The sequence below is a fragment of the Psychroflexus curvus genome (assembly GCF_020164585.1).
Classification (GTDB): Bacteria; Bacteroidota; Bacteroidia; order Flavobacteriales; family Flavobacteriaceae; genus Psychroflexus; species Psychroflexus curvus.
On the sequence record NZ_JAIQZF010000004.1, the window covers coordinates 317,822 to 335,714 of the forward strand.

At 37.7% G+C, this 17,893-nt stretch carries 13 protein-coding genes; 4 read left to right on the forward strand and 9 right to left on the reverse strand.

Annotated elements, in window-relative coordinates; all coding sequences use genetic code 11:
• Positions 1-100: 100 nt before the first annotated feature.
• The gene (locus LB450_RS08005; protein ID WP_224487398.1) at positions 101-3,541 is read right to left on the reverse strand and encodes a methylmalonyl-CoA mutase family protein; all 3,441 of its coding nucleotides are present in this window, start codon (positions 3,539-3,541) and stop codon (positions 101-103) included.
• Positions 3,542-3,688: 147 nt separating this feature from the next.
• On the opposite strand from LB450_RS08005, the gene LB450_RS08010 reads away from it, so the two are divergent.
• Positions 3,689-4,393 carry a DUF4197 domain-containing protein gene (locus LB450_RS08010; RefSeq protein ID WP_224487399.1) on the forward strand — a complete coding sequence of 235 codons (705 nt, stop codon included), beginning with the start codon at positions 3,689-3,691 and terminating at the stop codon, positions 4,391-4,393.
• On the opposite strand, the gene LB450_RS08015 is transcribed toward LB450_RS08010, so the two are convergent.
• The 7 genes from LB450_RS08015 to htpG all read right to left on the reverse strand — a co-directional run bounded on the left by LB450_RS08015 (position 4,390) and on the right by htpG (position 11,521).
• A complete protein-coding gene (locus LB450_RS08015) occupies positions 4,390-5,199 on the reverse strand; it encodes an alpha/beta fold hydrolase (protein ID WP_224487400.1) in 810 nt (269 codons plus the stop codon). The genes LB450_RS08010 and LB450_RS08015 overlap by 4 nt on opposite strands.
• Positions 5,200-5,269: 70 nt before the next feature.
• A complete protein-coding gene (locus LB450_RS08020; protein WP_224487401.1) occupies positions 5,270-6,040 on the reverse strand; it encodes an ABC transporter substrate-binding protein in 771 nt (256 codons plus the stop codon).
• A 149-nt stretch (positions 6,041-6,189) separates the two neighbouring features.
• Positions 6,190-6,534 carry a 50S ribosomal protein L20 gene (gene rplT / locus LB450_RS08025; protein WP_224454762.1) on the reverse strand — a complete coding sequence of 115 codons (345 nt, stop codon included), beginning with the start codon at positions 6,532-6,534 and terminating at the stop codon, positions 6,190-6,192.
• Positions 6,535-6,616: 82 nt separating this feature from the next.
• A complete protein-coding gene (gene rpmI / locus LB450_RS08030; RefSeq protein ID WP_093367423.1) occupies positions 6,617-6,814 on the reverse strand; it encodes a 50S ribosomal protein L35 in 198 nt (65 codons plus the stop codon).
• 25 nt (positions 6,815-6,839) lie between these two features.
• The gene (infC, locus tag LB450_RS08035) at positions 6,840-7,355 is read right to left on the reverse strand and encodes a translation initiation factor IF-3 (RefSeq protein ID WP_262501428.1); all 516 of its coding nucleotides are present in this window, start codon (positions 7,353-7,355) and stop codon (positions 6,840-6,842) included.
• Positions 7,356-7,415: 60 nt separating this feature from the next.
• Positions 7,416-9,362: a threonine--tRNA ligase gene (gene thrS / locus LB450_RS08040; protein WP_224487402.1), complete on the reverse strand. Its 1,947-nt coding sequence runs from the start codon at positions 9,360-9,362 to the stop codon at positions 7,416-7,418.
• 266 nt (positions 9,363-9,628) lie between these two features.
• Positions 9,629-11,521, reverse strand: a complete 1,893-nt coding sequence (gene htpG / locus LB450_RS08045; RefSeq protein WP_224487403.1) for a molecular chaperone HtpG — start codon at positions 11,519-11,521, stop codon at positions 9,629-9,631.
• Positions 11,522-11,677: 156 nt separating this feature from the next.
• Here htpG and LB450_RS08050 point away from each other — a divergent pair, with 156 nt between their 5' ends.
• The 3 genes from LB450_RS08050 (at position 11,678) to LB450_RS08060 (ending at position 14,788) form a co-directional block, all read left to right on the forward strand.
• The gene (locus LB450_RS08050) at positions 11,678-12,340 is read left to right on the forward strand and encodes a TetR family transcriptional regulator C-terminal domain-containing protein (RefSeq protein ID WP_224487404.1); all 663 of its coding nucleotides are present in this window, start codon (positions 11,678-11,680) and stop codon (positions 12,338-12,340) included.
• A 3-nt stretch (positions 12,341-12,343) separates the two neighbouring features.
• Positions 12,344-13,651, forward strand: a complete 1,308-nt coding sequence (locus LB450_RS08055) for an ABC1 kinase family protein (protein WP_224487405.1) — start codon at positions 12,344-12,346, stop codon at positions 13,649-13,651.
• A gap of 132 nt (positions 13,652-13,783) precedes the next feature.
• Positions 13,784-14,788 (forward strand): 3-oxoacyl-ACP synthase III family protein, encoded by a 1,005-nt coding sequence (locus tag LB450_RS08060; protein ID WP_224487406.1) that lies wholly within the window; start codon positions 13,784-13,786, stop codon positions 14,786-14,788.
• Positions 14,789-14,865: 77 nt separating this feature from the next.
• Here LB450_RS08060 and secDF read toward each other — a convergent pair whose 3' ends face one another.
• The gene (gene secDF / locus LB450_RS08065) at positions 14,866-17,892 is read right to left on the reverse strand and encodes a protein translocase subunit SecDF (RefSeq protein WP_224487407.1); all 3,027 of its coding nucleotides are present in this window, start codon (positions 17,890-17,892) and stop codon (positions 14,866-14,868) included.
• Between the last annotated feature and the right edge of the window lies 1 nt (position 17,893).

Here is a 17,893-nt window from a genome sequence, read left to right on the forward strand (position 1 = left end):
TTTCTATAAGAAATTTCAGTTATCACATCGTCTATCGAGAAAAGCGATTCGCATACCTTCCAATGCCCAAAGCTTTGGGCATTGGAAGGTGGCGCTCTGCTTACATGTTTCTTCTATACTGCCCACCAACCTCAAACAAGGCTTCGGTGATTTGTCCCAAAGAACAGTATTTAGTAGCTTCCATCAATTCTTCAAACATGTTCTCATTCTTGATAGCCGCTTCCTGAATGCGTTTCAGCTGATCCTGTGCTCTGTCTTCATAAACATGGTGCAACTTGGTAAGCGTGTTGATCTGGTATTCCTTTTCCTCTTCAGTCGCGCGGATGACTTCTCTTGGCTTCACCGTTGGCGATCCTTTGGAACTCAAAAACGTATTCACTCCGATAATTGGGAATTCTCCCGTGTGCTTAAGGGTTTCGTAATGCAGACTTTCCTCCTGAATTTTGCTGCGCTGGTACATGGTTTCCATAGCCCCTAGCACGCCTCCACGCTCTGTAAGTCGGTCAAATTCCAGCAATACGGCTTCCTCGACAAGGTCTGTCAATTCCTCAATGATGAACGAGCCTTGGATTGGATTTTCGTTTTTAGCAAGTCCTAATTCTTTATTGATAATCAACTGAATGGCCATGGCACGTCGCACCGATTCTTCGGTTGGCGTGGTAATCGCTTCGTCATAAGCATTGGTGTGCAAGGAGTTACAGTTATCGTAAATCGCGTACAAGGCTTGTAGCGTCGTACGGATATCGTTAAAATCAATTTCCTGCGCATGAAGCGATCGTCCTGAGGTCTGAATATGGTATTTCAACATTTGAGCTCTCGAATTCGCACCATATTTATCTCGCATAGCTTTAGACCAGATTCGTCTCGCCACTCTACCAATCACCGCATATTCGGGATCGATGCCATTGGAGAAAAAGAAACTCAGGTTAGGCCCAAATTTATTGATATCCATGCCTCGGCTCAGGTAGTATTCGACGTATGTAAATCCATTGGAGAGGGTCAGAGCCAGTTGCGTGATCGGATTGGCCCCGGCTTCAGCAATATGGTACCCAGAAATAGAAACCGAATAGAAATTTCTTACTTTGTTATTGATAAAATACTCCTGAACATCACCCATCAGACGAATGGCAAATTCAGTAGAGAAAATACAGGTGTTTTGCGCCTGATCTTCTTTCAGGATATCGGCCTGAACCGTTCCGCGAACTACGGCGATGGTTTCCATCTTGATCTCCTGGTAGACATCTGCCGGCAAGACCATATCGCCGGTCACGCCAAGCAGCATCAATCCCAGTCCGTTATTCCCTTCTGGAAGTTCACCCTGGTAGGTTGGACGCTCGCTGCCGTTTTCTTTATATATCTTTTTGATTTTAGCCTCAACTTCCTTTTCAAGACCGTTTTCCTTGATGTATTTTTCACACTGCTGATCGATGGCGGCATTCATAAAAAAGCCAAGCAGCATAGGTGCTGGTCCGTTTATGGTCATACTCACAGAAGTCATGGCATCTGCCAGGTCAAAACCTGAATAGAGTTTTTTGGCGTCGTCCAGACAGCAAATAGACACTCCCGCATTCCCGATTTTACCGTAAATATCTGGTCGATGGTCAGGGTCATTCCCGTAAAGCGTCACAGAATCGAAAGCTGTAGACAAACGTTTGGCTGGTAAGCCAGCACTCACGTAGTGAAACCTGCGATTGGTACGTTCTGGTCCGCCTTCTCCGGCAAACATTCTCGTTGGATCTTCGCCAGTTCTTTTGAAAGGGTAAAGTCCTGCCGTGTAGGGAAATTCTCCTGGAACGTTTTCCTGCAATAACCATTTGAGCAAATCTCCCCAGGCCTTGTATTTTGGCAAAGCTACCTTCGGAATTTTAAGATGTGAAAGGGACTCCGAATAAGTGTCAATTTTGATTTCTTTATCCCTTACTTTGAAGGTGTAAACCTCATCGGTATATTTCTGAACGACATTTTCCCAGCCTAAAATCTTCTCCCAGTTATAAGGGTCGAAATCCATTTTAACGCGGTCAAATTCTTTTTTCAGCAGATCCACCAAAGTCTCATTGTCTGAAGTAGTAACCTCTTCCAAATGACTTTCTTCGATACCGTTTTTATCCAATTCAAGTTTAGAATCGGTTGTGCTTTCTAAAGTTTTGAAAATTCCGTATAGCTTTTGTGCGACCTCCACTTGAGAGTTCGCCTTTTCATCGTAAGAGCGGTTGTTTTCTGATATTTCTGAAAGGTAACGGGTTCTGGCTGGGGGAATTACAAATATTTTCTCCGACATCTCATCGGTGATTTGATAATCACTTTTGAGTGAAGTCGATGTTTTTTCAGACAATTGATCCATTATTCTTTTGTAAAGAACATTCATTCCAGGATCGTTAAATTGAGAAGCTATCGTTCCATAAACAGGTAAAGTTTCTGGCTTGGCATCCCACAGATTATGATTGCGCTGGTATTGCTTTTTAACATCTCTCAAAGCGTCTTTGGCACCGCGTTTATCAAATTTGTTGATGGCTACCAAATCAGCGAAGTCCAGCATATCAATTTTTTCCAGCTGCGTTGCTGCACCAAATTCTGGTGTCATAACATAAAGAGAAACGTCAGAGTGGTCTAAGATTTCGGTATCACTTTGTCCGATACCAGAGGTTTCTAATATGATAAGGTCATAGTTGGCTGCTTTCATGACTTCCACTGCTTCCTGAACATATTTGGATAAAGCCAGGTTGGATTGTCGAGTCGCTAATGAACGCATATACACTCGTGGTGAGTTGATGGCATTCATGCGAATTCTATCCCCTAGCAGGGCGCCGCCTGTTCTCCTTTTGGAAGGGTCTACAGAGATAATACCGATTTGTTTGTCTTCAAAATCAACCAAAAACCGACGAACCAACTCATCGACCAAGGAAGATTTTCCTGAGCCCCCTGTTCCCGTAATTCCCAAAACGGGAGTAGCCTCCCCCGACCCCTCCAAAGGAGGGGTGAAAAGTTCTTTAAATTCTTCGTGTCTGTTTTCTGCTAAAGAAATTAAACGTGCAATAGTATTGACATCTTTTTGATGAAGTGCGTCTTGAATTCCCTTCCCTTTGGGAAGGGTAAGGGATGGGCATTTGAAGTCAGCTTGTTTTACCAAGTCATTGATCATTCCCTGCAGTCCCATTTCACGCCCGTCATCCGGAGAATAAATTCGGGTAATGCCATACTCCATCAATTCTTCAATTTCTTCAGTAAGAATGACTCCTCCTCCTCCACCGAAGATTTTAATATGCCCTGCCCCTTTCTCCTGGAGCAAATCGTACATATACTTGAAATATTCATTGTGACCACCCTGGTAGGATGTCATCGCAATGGCATTCACATCTTCTTGAATAGCAGTATTAACAACCTCCTCAACACCTCTATCGTGTCCGAGATGAATCACTTCCACCCCGGTGGATTGAATGATACGACGCATCACATTGATGGCAGCATCATGGCCGTCGAATAAAGAGGCGGCAGTGACAATTCGTATTTGATGTTGTGGGGTATATGGCTTTTGTTGCTCCATTATGATATTGAATTATATATAATTTTTGAAGCGTGAAATTACGAAATATTCAATTTAAAGCTGAGGATTTTAGTATAGAATAACGAAAAGTTGTAAGTATGAGACCTTTAAACAGTGTATATTTAGAATTCATACAAATTCAATTCAATGAAACCTTCCATTTTACTAATAATAATTGCTTTTTTTGTTTCTTCCTGTGCAGAACTTCAACAAATTTCAAGAGAAATTGCAACATCTGAAATGCTTAGCGAGCAGCAAATTGCGAGTGGCTTACAACAGGCTTTATCAAAAGGCGTGAAAGAGCAGGTGTCAAAACTAACTCAAGAACAAGGCTTTTATAACAATTCACTTGTAAGAATTGGACTTCCCGAAGAATTATCTTCAGTAGAAAGCACAATGCGAAGTTTAGGTCTTGATAATTTGGCAGATGAAGGCATCCAAGCGCTAAACACTACTGCTCAGGAAGCTGTAAAGGAAGCTACCCCCATCTTCTTGAATGCCATTCAAAACATGAGCTTTGAAGACGCTAGAAACATTTTACTGGGTGAAAAAACAGCGGCGACAGCTTATTTGAGACAAAAAACGCGGATGGAATTGTATCAAAAATTTGAACCCATAGTCAAAGAAAATTTTCAGAAAGTTGGTGCAGATCGAATTTGGGGAAATCTGATAAATCAATATAATCAAGTTCCTTTTACTGAAAATGTGAATCCAAATCTGACTGATTATGTGACCAATGAAGCTTTAGAGGGAGTGTACAAAATGATTGAACTAGAAGAAATTCAAATAAGAAATGATTTTAATGAAAGGTCAACAGCATTATTGAGACGGGTTTTCGCACTTCAAGATTAAACCGTCCTTAAAGGGTAAGTATTATCTTCCAGGCTTTTAATAAATTCGATAACCTTTGTATTAAACACATTAGGCTGTTCAACATTGACAACGTGTCCGCAATTTTCCAAAATAAACAGCTTGGCTTCTTTATGCGTTTCAGATATCTTTCTTACCGCTGGTAAAAACAAATAATCCTGCTCTCCCATCATATATAATGAAGGAATATCGATGGCTTTTTGTCTAAAGAATTTAAGTAAAGGATTGATTTCTGAAGTGAGTTTAAACCATCTTATAAATTCTTTTTGGTATAATTTCTTGGCTTCATTAACAAAAAGATTCCGGGATTTTTTATGGTTTTTTCTTGGCATGATGATAAAAGCAAACAGCTTATACAAAATCATATAAGGAACTACTGACTTGAATATAACACCAACGTTCATCAAAAATCGAGACCTGACATTCATCTTCATAATCGCCCCACCCATAATCATACTGGAAACCCGTTCCGGATAATTTTCAGCTAAATTCCTGATCAGAATGGTACCAAGAGAAATCCCCACAAAATGGGACTTTTGAATCTTATTGACATCCAAAACTTCAATGATATCATTGGTTATAGCGTCAAACGTATAATTTTCATCAAGGGAATCCTGAAGTTTAGGATTGGAGTTTCCGTGACCTCTCAGGTCCAGAAGCAAGACATTGAATTGAGACCTGAAGGCCCTTAACTGCTTGAACCAAATCGAAGAACTTCCACCAGCACCATGCACAAAGGTCACCCAATCCTGAGATGATTTGTGTTTGTATATGGAATGATGAATCAATTTTTTAATTTTCACAAATATACACACATATCTGATTCATCATAATAAGTCCGCAAATCCTAGCAAAACTTTATAAGTTGTGTCTAAGTTGAACGAAGTAATTAAAGGCTTTAAGCAGCCTTGACCCATACCAGCTAAAATACTCTCCGTCTACGATACTTATTTTATCGTTATCAATGTCAAACTCCTCTTTATGCTGGTTCTTAAAAGGGAAAGGCTCCGAGGACAAGAACACATAATCCACAGGTTTTAGTTTGTTGAGATCTATTTCAGGATACCGGGGTAGATCGTCATACACATTCTCAAAATTATTCAGACTCAACATATAATTGATAAAAGTAGATGAGCCAGCAACCATCCAGGGGTCTTTCCAAATGAAATAGGCCACTTTCAATTTTGGTTCTGCTTCAGTATCTTTTCTGAATTTGATAAAATTAATTTTAAGGTCATCAACAAGCTGTTTAGACCTTTTCGGTATACTGAAAATGTCACCAAGATCCCGAATCAAGTGAAGCAAATCTTCAACAGAGTTAATATCACTGACATAAACAGGGTAATTTTCGAAAAGCTTTTTTACATCTTTAAATTCATTTTCTTCCTTATTGACTAAAATAAAATCAGGATTTAGCGCTTGAATTTTATCAAACTTGATGTTTTTGGTTCCACCAACGACCTCAGCATACGTTCTTATAGTTTTAGGGTGCACACAAAATTTAGTCACACCGATTAGTTTATGCTCCAATCCTAGGTCGACGAGCATTTCTGTGAGGCTTGGCACCAGACATACTATTCGATTTGGGATAGAATCAAAATGCAATGTTCTATTTAATTGGTCTTTCATAAATAACAATTAAGTTAAATTAAAATAGGCACATCCACTAAAAGGCCCAGGTAAATAAAAAAGTTTTTAGATGCTTCAAAAGATACGTAAAAACAAAAAGCACCTGTTTTACAAACAAGTGCTTTTCAATTGCGATAATAAGTTAGAATTTATTTGACTTGGTCGACTACGGCTTTAAAAGCTTCAGGATTGTTCATAGCTAAGTCCGCAAGGACTTTTCTATTCAATTCAATATTGTTAGCTTTTACTTTTCCCATAAACTGAGAATAAGACAAACCATGTAATCTCGCAGCTGCATTAATTCTTATGATCCAAAGTGATCTAAAATTTCTCTTCTTGGTTTTACGGTCTCTGTAAGCATATAACATTGCTTTTTCGACTGCGTTTTTGGCTACTGTCCAAACGTTTTTACGACGTCCGTAGTATCCTTTTGCTTGCTTCATTATTTTTTTACGTCTGGCTCTGGAAGCGACAGAATTTGTTGATCTTGGCATATTTTAAAGTTTTTTGTAGTAGGCAGTTACGAGTAACATTTTATGAGCCTTACTCCATGGATTAATAATTAACCTTGTTTGCTTATTTTAAGCGTAATTGAGTTTTGATGCTGTGCTCATCGGCTTTATCTACTAAACCGCTGTGAGTTAACTTCAATTTTCTCTTTTTTGACTTTTTAGTCAAAATGTGACTTTTGAATGCGTGTTTACGTTTAATTTTACCTGTTCCGGTAAGTTTAAAACGCTTCTTGGCACTCGACTTTGTTTTCATTTTAGGCATCTGAATATATTTAGGATTATCGCAATTATTTTTTGGAAACTGGAGCAAGAATCATAATCATTCTTTTACCCTCCAATTTTGGCATCTGCTCTACTTTAGCTATATCTTCTAAATCTTGAGCTAATCTTAAAAGCAAAATTTGACCTTTGTCTTTAAAAACTATAGAACGACCTTTAAAGAATACAAAAGCTTTTAACTTGGCACCATCTTTAAGAAACTTCTCGGCATTTTTCTTTTTGAATTCGTAATCATGATCATCTGTATTAGGACCAAAACGAATTTCTTTAACAACTACCTGAGTTGTTTTTTGCTTGAGTTGTTTTTCTCTCTTTTTCTGTTCGTACAAGAATTTCTTGTAATCCATAACTTTACAAACAGGGGGATCTGCCTTTGGAGATATTTCTACTAAATCCAGTTCTTGCTCTTCGGCCATGGCCAAAGCTTCCTTGAGTGAATAGATATCTACTTTAACATTCTCACCAACGACTCGAACTTTTGGAGCTCTTATCTTCTCGTTAATCTTATGAGGGTTTTCTTTTATCTGCCTCGGTGCCTGTCTTGATTTTTTTCTACGTATTGCTATGGCTAAATATTTTTTTAATTAAACTTCGTATTTGTAAATTTCTTTCTCTGTTTCTGCATTTAAAATCTTGGCAAAACTTTCAATAGGCATTTCTCCTAAATCATCTCCCCCATGTTTTCTTACAGAAACGGTATCATTTTCAACTTCCGCTTCCCCTACTATCAGCATGTAAGGAATTTTGTTCATCTCAGCTTCACGGATTTTTTTACCCATGGTCTCGCCTCGATTATCGAAACTAGCGCGAATTTCGTGTTTTTTAAGTAAACTTAAAACTTTTTTAGAATAATTTTCATATTTCTCACTGATTGATAGGATAGTAGCCTGCTCTGGCATCAGCCATAGAGGAAAATTTCCTCCAGTATGCTCCAGCAAAATCGCTATAAAACGCTCTAAACTGCCGAATGGCGCTCTATGTATCATCACAGGGCGGTGCATTTCGTTATCACTCCCCTTATATTCCAGTTCAAATCGCTCCGGAAGATTATAATCCACCTGAATCGTTCCCAGCTGCCACTGTCTCCCTAAAGCATCTTTCACCATAAAATCTAACTTAGGTCCGTAAAAAGCAGCTTCACCAGTCTCTACTTTATAGTCAAGACCTTTTTCTTCAGCCGCGTTTAGAATGGCCGCTTCTGCCTTTGTCCAGTTTTCATCGGAACCAATGTACTTTGACGGATTATCAGGGTCTCTCAAAGAAACCTGAGCCGTAAAGTTTTCAAATCCTAAAGACCCAAAAACATACAAAACCAAGTCGATTACTTTTTTAAACTCTTCATCCAGTTGTTCTGGCATACAGAAAATATGAGCATCGTCCTGAGTAAAACCTCTTACTCTTGTAAGTCCATGCAACTCCCCACTTTGCTCATAACGGTAAACCGTACCAAACTCTGCATAACGCTGAGGCAAATCTCTGTAACTCCAGGCTTGTGAATTAAAAATTTCACAGTGATGCGGGCAGTTCATCGGTTTTAAAAGATACTCTTCTCCCTCATGTGGAGTTTTGATAGATTGGAAACTGTCTTCACCGTATTTCTGATAATGACCAGAAGTCATGTATAACTCTTTCTGACCGATATGCGGAGACACCACTGGCTGATAGCCAGCCGTTTCCTGAGCATCTTTCATGAATTTCTCCAGTCGGTCTCTAAGCGCTGCTCCCTTTGGCAACCATAGTGGCAAACCTTGACCAACTTTTTGAGAAAAGGTAAATAACTTTAATTCTTTACCTAGTTTTCTATGATCCCGCTTTTTAGCTTCTTCAAGCAGTGCGAGGTATTCCTTAAGTTCTTTTTGCTTTGGAAATGAAACCCCATAAATCCTCGTGAGTTGTGGATTATTCTCATCACCTCTCCAGTACGCTCCGGCGATATTCATCAATTTCACAGCCTTTACAAAGCCGGTATTTGGAATATGCCCTCCTCTACATAAGTCGGTAAAATCGTCATGATCACAAAACGTAATTTCGCCATCTTCCAGATTCTCAATCAATTCAACTTTGAAGGGATTGTTTTTGGATTTATAATAGTCTAAGGCTTCAGATTTTGATACTGAACGCATTTCAAAATCATGCTTCCCTCTTGCAAGTTCCAACATCTTAGCTTCAATCTTAGGAAAGTCATTTTCAGAAATAACCTCTCCATTTAAATCCACATCATAGTAAAAACCATTTTCAATAGAAGGCCCAATGGTCAAATTGACATTTGGATACAATTTCAGAATAGCCTGAGCCATAATATGTGAGGTTGAATGCCAGAAAGCTTGCTTCCCTTCATCATCATTGAAGGTTAGCAAAACCAGATTACCGTCTTCATGAAGCGGGGTGGTGGTTTCTACAATAGTATCGTTAAATTTTGCAGAAATCACATTTCTAGCCAAGCCTGAGCTTATACTTAAAGCAACCTGGATAGGTGTTGTGCCATCCTCATGTTGCTTTACGCTTCCGTCTGGTAAGGTAATATTGATCATTTAAATTGATTTTCAGCAAAGATACTAGGTTAATATTTCTTTGCAACATGAAATCTTGTTTGTTTAAGTCTTTATTGTATGAATAGAACTGATTGTTACAAAACACAAAACCACTTCATCGAAGTGGTTTTGTGTTTTAAATATTCTTATTATTGAATATCAGCTAAGAAAACTGAATGTGTCACGTCGAGCGCAGTCGAGACGTTTTTTCCAACCCTTCGACTGCGCTCAGGGAGACAAAATTATTTTTAAACGTGAAAGCTTTCTTATTTAATCAATTTAAAACTTCTTTCCACAAAATCGGTGAGCTCCTCACCTTTCAATAGATTTTGAGAAAGCAAAGCCAAATCTAATGTTTGCTTGATCAGCGTTTCCTTTTTGGAATCTTCTTTTGCTTTCAAAATTTTTGAAATCAAAGGATTGTTAATGTTTACTACCAAATTATACATTTCTGGCATATTTCCCATACCAAACATTCCGCCACCGCCGGTTTGTTGCATCTCTTTCATTCGACGCATAAATTCCGGCTGAGTAATCATGACTGGAGCTGTATCAGAATCTAAAGCTTCAAGTTGAACCGTGTATCTTTCTTTAGGTACGACAGTTTCGAAACTGGTTTTTACGGTTTCTTTCTCTTCATCTGTAAGTTTAGAAACTTGCTCAGATTCTTTTTTGATTAAGTTATCTACGTGATCGCTATCCACTCTCACAAACGACACTTTCTGCTCGTTTTCCTGTTCCAGTTTCTGAATCAAGTGAGGAACGATTGGAGAATCTAAAAGCAATACTTTATAGCCTTTTGCTTCAGCTCTTTTGATGTAGCTGTGTTGTTGATCTTTGTTGGAAGCATATAAAACAACTAGTTTTCCCTCCTTGTCGGTTTGTAACTCAGTGATATCATTTTTGAGTTCATCAAAAGTGAAATACTGATTTCCTGTAGTTGGATACAAGGCAAATTTTTGAGCTTTTTCAAAAAATTTGTCTTCAGATAACATTCCGTATTCAATAACAACTTTGATGTCGTTCCATTTCTTTTCAAAATCTTCTCGGTTGTCGTTGAAGAGAGATTTTAATTTATCGGCTACTTTTCTGGTGATATAGCTGGCAATTTTCTTGACAGCTCCATCAGCCTGTAAGTAGGATCTTGAAACGTTAAGTGGAATATCCGGAGAATCGATTACCCCTTTCAGCATGGTTAAAAACTCTGGCACAATGCCTTCAACATTATCAGTGACAAAAACCTGATTTTGATAAAGCTGAATTTTATCTTTCTGAATCGACAAATCGTTAGTCAATTTTGGAAAATATAAAATACCAGTCAGGTTAAACGGATAATCCACATTCAAATGAATATGAAATAACGGCTCTTCAAACTGAGTTGGATATAATTCTCTATAAAAAGAGTTATAATCTGCATCTTCTAATTCAGCGGGTTGCTTAGTCCAAGCTGGATCAGGATTATTGATGATATTATCTACAGTTACCTTTTTTGGCTCCTCGTCTTCCTTGGCATCTTCGGCTTTTGGAAGCTCTTTTTCTTTAGTTCCGAATTTGATGGGAACGGGCATAAATTTATTATACTTAACTAAAAGTTCGTTGATTCTATGCTCTTCCAGGAATTCTTTCTCATCATCATTGATATGAAGAATGATTTCCGTACCTCGATCTGCTTTGTCGCCTTCTTCTAGAGTGAACTGAGTCGTTCCTTCACAGGTCCAGTGCGCAGCTGCTTCGTCTTTCCAGGATTTGGTTTTTATCTCGACTTTATTAGCCACCATAAATGCTGAGTAGAACCCGAGCCCGAAGTGACCGATGATGCCTGTGTCCTTAGCATCAGAATCTTTGTATTTTTCTAAGAATTCTTCAGCTCCAGAAAAAGCAACTTCGTTGATGTATTTTTCAACTTCGTCTTTGGTCATCCCCACACCTTCATCAATGATGTGAAGGGTTTGATTGTCCTTATCTATCTTGATTTCAATCTTAGGCTGACCAATATCTATTTTAGATTCACCTATTCTTACTAGATGATTCATCTTTAGAGTCGCATCGGTTGCGTTAGAAATTAGTTCTCTTAAAAATATCTCGTGGTCGCTGTAAAGAAATTTCTTGATCAGTGGGAAAATATTTTCCACCGACACATTAATATTACCTGTAGCCATATGTATTGTATTTTGTTTTTCAATAGATATCAAACCAAATACCGCGTATTAGTTTATGACAAACTGACATAAGCCTCCAGATTTAACAAAAGATTTCGTTTAAAGTTGAGTTTTAAAGATTAAACAATAATTATATTTGTAATTAAATAATCCATTATGGCAGCTAAGACGAAAACTGAAAAAAAAATATCAAAAATTGATATCATCACCTATTATATGGATCATGTTTTAGAACATGAGCGTAGACCAAAATCAGTTTACAAATTTGCTAAGAAGCATAAGTTTGAGGAAAAAGACTTTTATAAGTATTTCGGAAATTTTGAAGCATTAAGGGAAGAGATTTGGGAAAGCTTTTTTGAAAATGCTCACACATTAATGACCACAAATGAAGAGGTAGAAACTTATGGCAGCAGAGAGAAAATGCTAACTTTTTTTTACACATTTTTCGAAATCTTAACTGCCAATAGAAGTTATGTTCTTTATGTCATTGAAGAAAATGAAGACCAGTTAAAAAATCTAAAACAACTTAAAGGTCTTAGACGTCATATCAAATCTTTCGCTAAAGAGTTGATTGAAGATGACAACGATGAGAAGAATTACAGTTTCCTCAAAAGAAATGAACGAATTTATTCTGAAGGGGCCTGGATTCAATTTTTGTTTTTACTCAGATTTTGGAAAGATGATAAATCGGCAGATTTTGAAAAGACTGATGTAGCGATAGAGAAATCGGTGAACACCATATTTGATGTTTTCGACAATACACCCTTAGAGAAAGTTTTCGATTTTGGAAAATTTCTTTACAAAGAAACAATGAAGTAATACATGAAAACAATAGATAAAATTCCAACTGGAAAATTTAGCAGAACCTCAAAACTTATTGGAACCGGAACCAAAGTCGGCGCCAATTACTTAAAATATTATTCCAAGAAAGCTTTCAATCCCGAATTGACCAGAGACAGTTTAGATGAAGAAAATGCATCTGACATTTATGACGGATTAAAAAATTTGAAGGGAAGCGCACTTAAAGTAGCGCAGATGCTTTCCATGGAAAAAAGTCTTTTACCAAGTGCTTATGTGGAAAAATTCAGTTTGGCACAATTCAGTGTTCCTCCACTTTCAGCACCTTTGGTAAGAAAAACGTTCAAAAAATACAACGGCAAATATCCTGAAGAGATATTTGATAAATTCACGTCAGAATCTGTTAACGCCGCCAGTATCGGACAGGTGCACAGAGCTGAAAAAGATGGAAATAAATATGCTATCAAAATTCAATATCCTGGTGTAGCAGATAGTATTAGTTCAGATTTGGCAATGGTTAAACCTGTGGCTACAAGGATGTTTAACCTGAAAGGTAAAGACTCTGAAAAATACTTCAAAGAAATAGAAGACAAATTGATTGAAGAAACAGATTACATATTGGAAGTTGAGCAAAGCAAACGTATTTCTGAAGCTTGCGCTCTTATTCCAGGTCTGAAATTTCCAAAATATTACGAAAATCTTTCCAGTGAACGCATTATCACTATGGACTGGATGGAAGGCAAGCACCTAAGTGAGTTTGTAAAACAAGAGTTTTCTGAAAAAGTAGGAAACGAAATTGGTCAAACACTTTGGAATTTTTATATGTTTCAATTTCATAAACTAAAAGAAGTTCACGCAGATCCACATCCTGGAAACTTTTTAATAGATAAGGATCACAATTTAATTGCAATCGACTTTGGGTGTATCAAAAACATTCCAAATCAATTTTATACGCCATATTTCGAATTAGCTGAACCTGAAAACATCAATGACCCTGTGTTTTTCCTTCAGAAACTGAAAGAGCTGGAAATCATTAGACCTGATGACTCTGAAAGAGAAGTTGAGTATTTTTCAGCTTTATTCCATGAAATGCTAAGCTTATTTACAAGTCCATTTCATGAGGAAACTTTTGATTTTGGGGGCGAAGAATTTTGGAGCAAGGTTTCTGGATTAAGTGAAAAATACAGCAGTGATAAGGAGCTAAGAAAAATGAATGGTAACCGAGGAAGCAAACACTTTCTTTATATCAACAGAACATTTTTTGGGCTTTATAATCTACTCCACGATTTAAATGCTAAAGTCGACATCAACGACTACAAGAAATATATGTAAAACTATTTAAGACGATTGGTTAGGTTGGTTGGAAAACGCTCTTTGAAATTTAGTAAAAGAGCGTTTTCTTTTTGTTATAAAGATTACGAGATAAGCAATTATAATTATATTGCATAGCTAAATCATTAACGAATGTATCAATCAAAGATAATAGGATTAGGAAAATACGTTCCTGAACAAGTGGTTACAAATGATGACTTGAGTAAACTTATGGACACTTCAGACGAGTGGATCCAAGAGAGAACGGGAATAAAAGAACGCAGACATATCAAAAAAGGAGATGGTAACTCAACAGCCCTCATGGGATTGAAGGCTGCAAGACAAGCTATTGACCGAGCTGGCATTGATAAAGACGACATTGAGCTCATCGTTTTCGCAACGTTAAGTCCAGATTATTATTTCCCAGGATGTGGAGTTCAAATTCAGGAAAAGCTCGGTATAAAGACCTGCCCTGCCTTGGACGTCAGAAATCAATGTAGTGGTTTTGTCTACGGGATTTCAGTAGCAGATCAGTTCATCAAAACAGGGATGTATAAAAATGTGCTTGTTATTGGCAGTGAAAATCACAGCGGAGGTCTTGATATGACGGATAGAAGCAGGCATGTTTCCGTCATTTTTGGGGATGGTGCTGGCGCAGCCATATTGACCAGAAGCGATGATGAGTCTGGTATTCTCTCAACTCATTTACATTCTGAAGGTGAGTATATCGATGAGCTGTCACTGAGAGGTCCATCGACTGAAAAGTGGGTTCCGGAAATCATAGCTGAAAATCCACAGGAAGACATTCCTTACTTTCCAAAAATGAATGGTCAGTTGGTTTTCAAAAATGCTATAGTAAGATTTTCTGAAGTCATACACGAAGGACTAGACTATAATGATCTTAAGAAAGAAGACATTGACATGTTTATTCCTCATCAGGCTAACTTAAGAATATCGCAGTATATTCAAAAGAAACTTGGTTTGGAGGATAATCAGGTTTTTAACAATATCCAGAAGTACGGCAACACTACTGCTGCTTCTATTCCTATAGCACTTACAGAGGCCTGGGAAGAAGGTAAAATCAAAAAAGGCGATCTAGTGGTACTTGCCGCCTTTGGAAGTGGCTTCACCTGGGGCAGTGTAATCATACGCTGGTAATTCCAATAGCTGATTAAAACAAAAAATCCTGTGAAATGAATTCACAGGATTTTTTGTTTGATTTAAGGTGAAACCTACTAAAGGCTTACTTCACCTTCCGGGTCTTCTATTTTTTTATCAGTAAGGTCAATTCCTTTTTTCTTCACAGAATCAAACATCACTGGAGTTGCAATAAATACAGATGAATAAGTACCCACAATCACACCTACAATTAAAGCAAACATAAATCCTCTGATGCTGTCTCCGCCAAAGATAAATATAGCGACTAATACAACAAGTGTGGTTAAAGAGGTATTAATCGTTCTACTGATAGTAGAACTCACCGCTAAATTAATCAGCTTGTTCATTTTCCAGTTAGGTCGTTCATTAAAGAATTCTCGAATTCTATCAAATACAACTACCGTATCATTCAAGGAGTAACCGATTACAGTTAGAATAGCAGCAATAAAAGCCTGATCAATTTCTAAGCTGAACGGTAATACGTCATAAAGCAAGGAGAACAATCCTAAAACAATAATAACATCATGAATAACGGCTGATACTGCCCCGAGTGAGAATTGCCACCTCTTAAACCTAATCAGTATATAAAGGAAAACTACAAAGAGTGAACCAAAAATAGCATAATAAGCGGCCGTTTTGATATCATCTGCAATGGTTGGATTGACTTTAATAGACGACATGATACCGTATTCTTTATCCAAACCACTATCCCCTACTTTAAATTCACTCAAAGTGATTCCATTTGGCAAATAGGCCTGTAAATCATTGAAAAGAATAGCCTGGATTTCATCATCGATAACGGTTCCTTCTTCCTCAATTTTGTAATTAGTTGTTATCTTAAGCTGGTTTGAGGTTCCGTAAGTTTTGGCTTCAACACTTTGAAGATTCTCTATCAAAATAGATTCAACTTCAGTAGGATTAATTGTTTGGTCAAACCTAACGACATAGCTTCTACCCCCTACAAAATCAACACCTTGGTTTAAACCTTTTGTTGCTAATGAACCAATACTTATGATAATTGCTACAGCTGAGATAATGTAAGCAACTTTTCTTTTTTTAAGAAAATTGATATCGATATTCAGGAACCAGTTTTGTGTAATTGCAGTTGAGAATGGTAGTGATTTTCCTTTCTTACCACCACCTGCAATAAATAAACGGGTTAAAAATATCGCACAGAATAATGAGGTCACAATACCTATTAATAATGTAGTTGCGAATCCTTTAATTGGTCCAGTTCCGAAAGTAAATAAAATAAGACCTGTAAGGCCAGTTGTAATGTTGGCATCTAAAATGGAAGAAAGTGCATTTTTAAAACCATCGCTTATCGCCTCTGCCTGGGTTTTCCCTTTAGCAAGCTCTTCTCGAATTCTCTCAAAGATAAGAACGTTAGCATCCACAGACATACCAATGGTAAGAACAATACCTGCAATACCTGGCAGTGTAAGTACAGCACCTAGTCCTGACAATACTCCAAAAATGAATAAGATATTGACAACTAAAGCAATGTCAGCATACAGACCTGCTCGACCATAATAGAAAATCATGTATAGGAGCACAAAAATCAACGCGATCGCGAAGGATAAGACACCACTATCGATTGCCTCTTGACCTAAAGATGGTCCTACGATTTCACTTTGCACAATATCAGCAGAAGCAGGCAACTTACCAGCTCTTAAAACATTTGCTAAATCCTGAGCTTCTTCTAGTGTAAAATCGCCAGTAATTTCACTTCTACCACCAGTAATGGCACCACTTGAAACACCTGGAGCGGAATACACTAAATTATCTAAAACAATCGCAATTTGAGAGCCCTCTGCTGAAGCTTTACCGGTCATATCTTCCCAAATCTTAGCACCACGACCGTCCATTTGCATACTCACAGCAACACGTCCAACCTGGTCATAAGTCTGTTGTGCGTCTGTAACAACCGCACCACTCATATCCGGCTCGTTGTTTCTATTACCTTTTAAGGCGTATAATCCAATGGTTTCCTCATTCTTTGGCGGCTTCCCCCAAACAAATTCAGCGTATTTCTTATCTGAAGGTAATTGAGATTTCACCTGAGGCATAGCTAAGTAAGAATTGACTTTAGCTGTATCTTTTACGGCGAAATAAGCAATAACAGGACCTTGTGGCTGTCCTGCAGACAGGACAAGACTTAATAAAGGATTGGATCTGGATAGATCCTCTTCTGCATTTTCTTCAGTCGATAACAATTCTTCTAAATCGTCTTCATCGGAAGTTTCTTCCTCTTGGTCTGTAGATTGAGTTTCTTGATTCTCTGTCTTTTCAGTTTCGCTTTTCATGTTTTCAGCAACAATCGCATCTGCAGTTACTAAGAACTCTGAAAATTCGTTGGCTTTATATACATCCCAGAATTCAAGTTGGGCTGTACTTTGAAGTAAATTCTGGATTCTGCTTATATCTTTCGCACCAGGCAATTCAATTAGAATTCTTCCTGAGTCTCCCAAACGCTGGATGTTAGGCTGAGTCACACCGAACTTATCAATACGTTCTCTTAAAACTTCAAAAGCTGATGTTATACTTTCATCTATTTTTCTGTTGATGACAGGTCTAACTTGACTGTTTGTCATTTCAAAATTAATCTCATCAGAAAGTGCTTTGGTTCCAAAAACATCTGGAGATGCTAAATTCGCACCATCCTTAGCTTCAAATGCCTCAAAAAATAACTCTAAGTAGCTGTCCTGACTGTTTTTTCTGGCTTCTTGTGCTTCTGCCAAAGCCTGATTGAAAGCTGGATCTTTAGAATTGTTCGCCAAACCTCTTAAAAGATCCTCAACTGAAATCTGAAGAATAACATTGATTCCTCCTTTTAAGTCAAGTCCTTTATTTAGCTCCTTATCTTTAGCTGTATCGTAAGTAATACCTGCGAAGATTGGATTTTGACCAACAGAGTCCAGGTATTTTTCTGCAGCAAGTGCACGTTTCTGCGTAAAATTTTCTTCGCTTTCGGAGATTTGTCTTTCTGCGTAAGCTTCTGCTTTGTTTTCAACATTGCTAGCTATGAATGTAAATGAAAGTTGGTAAATACTTACCAAACCAAATAAAATAGCAAATAGCTTAATTAATCCTTTATTATGCATT

Coding starts and splice junctions, on each gene's coding strand:
- LB450_RS08060 (WP_224487406.1), top strand. CDS start 13,784: ATGTATCAATCAAAGATAATAGGATTAGGAAAATACGTTCCTGAACAA.
- LB450_RS08020 (WP_224487401.1), bottom strand. CDS start 6,040: ATGAAAGACCAATTAAATAGAACATTGCATTTTGATTCTATCCCAAAT.
- LB450_RS08055 (WP_224487405.1), top strand. CDS start 12,344: ATGAAAACAATAGATAAAATTCCAACTGGAAAATTTAGCAGAACCTCA.
- LB450_RS08005 (WP_224487398.1), bottom strand. CDS start 3,541: ATGGAGCAACAAAAGCCATATACCCCACAACATCAAATACGAATTGTC.
- secDF (WP_224487407.1), bottom strand. CDS start 17,892: ATGCATAATAAAGGATTAATTAAGCTATTTGCTATTTTATTTGGTTTG.
- LB450_RS08050 (WP_224487404.1), top strand. CDS start 11,678: ATGGCAGCTAAGACGAAAACTGAAAAAAAAATATCAAAAATTGATATC.
- thrS (WP_224487402.1), bottom strand. CDS start 9,362: ATGATCAATATTACCTTACCAGACGGAAGCGTAAAGCAACATGAGGAT.
- LB450_RS08010 (WP_224487399.1), top strand. CDS start 3,689: ATGAAACCTTCCATTTTACTAATAATAATTGCTTTTTTTGTTTCTTCC.
- rpmI (WP_093367423.1), bottom strand. CDS start 6,814: ATGCCTAAAATGAAAACAAAGTCGAGTGCCAAGAAGCGTTTTAAACTT.
- rplT (WP_224454762.1), bottom strand. CDS start 6,534: ATGCCAAGATCAACAAATTCTGTCGCTTCCAGAGCCAGACGTAAAAAA.
- htpG (WP_224487403.1), bottom strand. CDS start 11,521: ATGGCTACAGGTAATATTAATGTGTCGGTGGAAAATATTTTCCCACTG.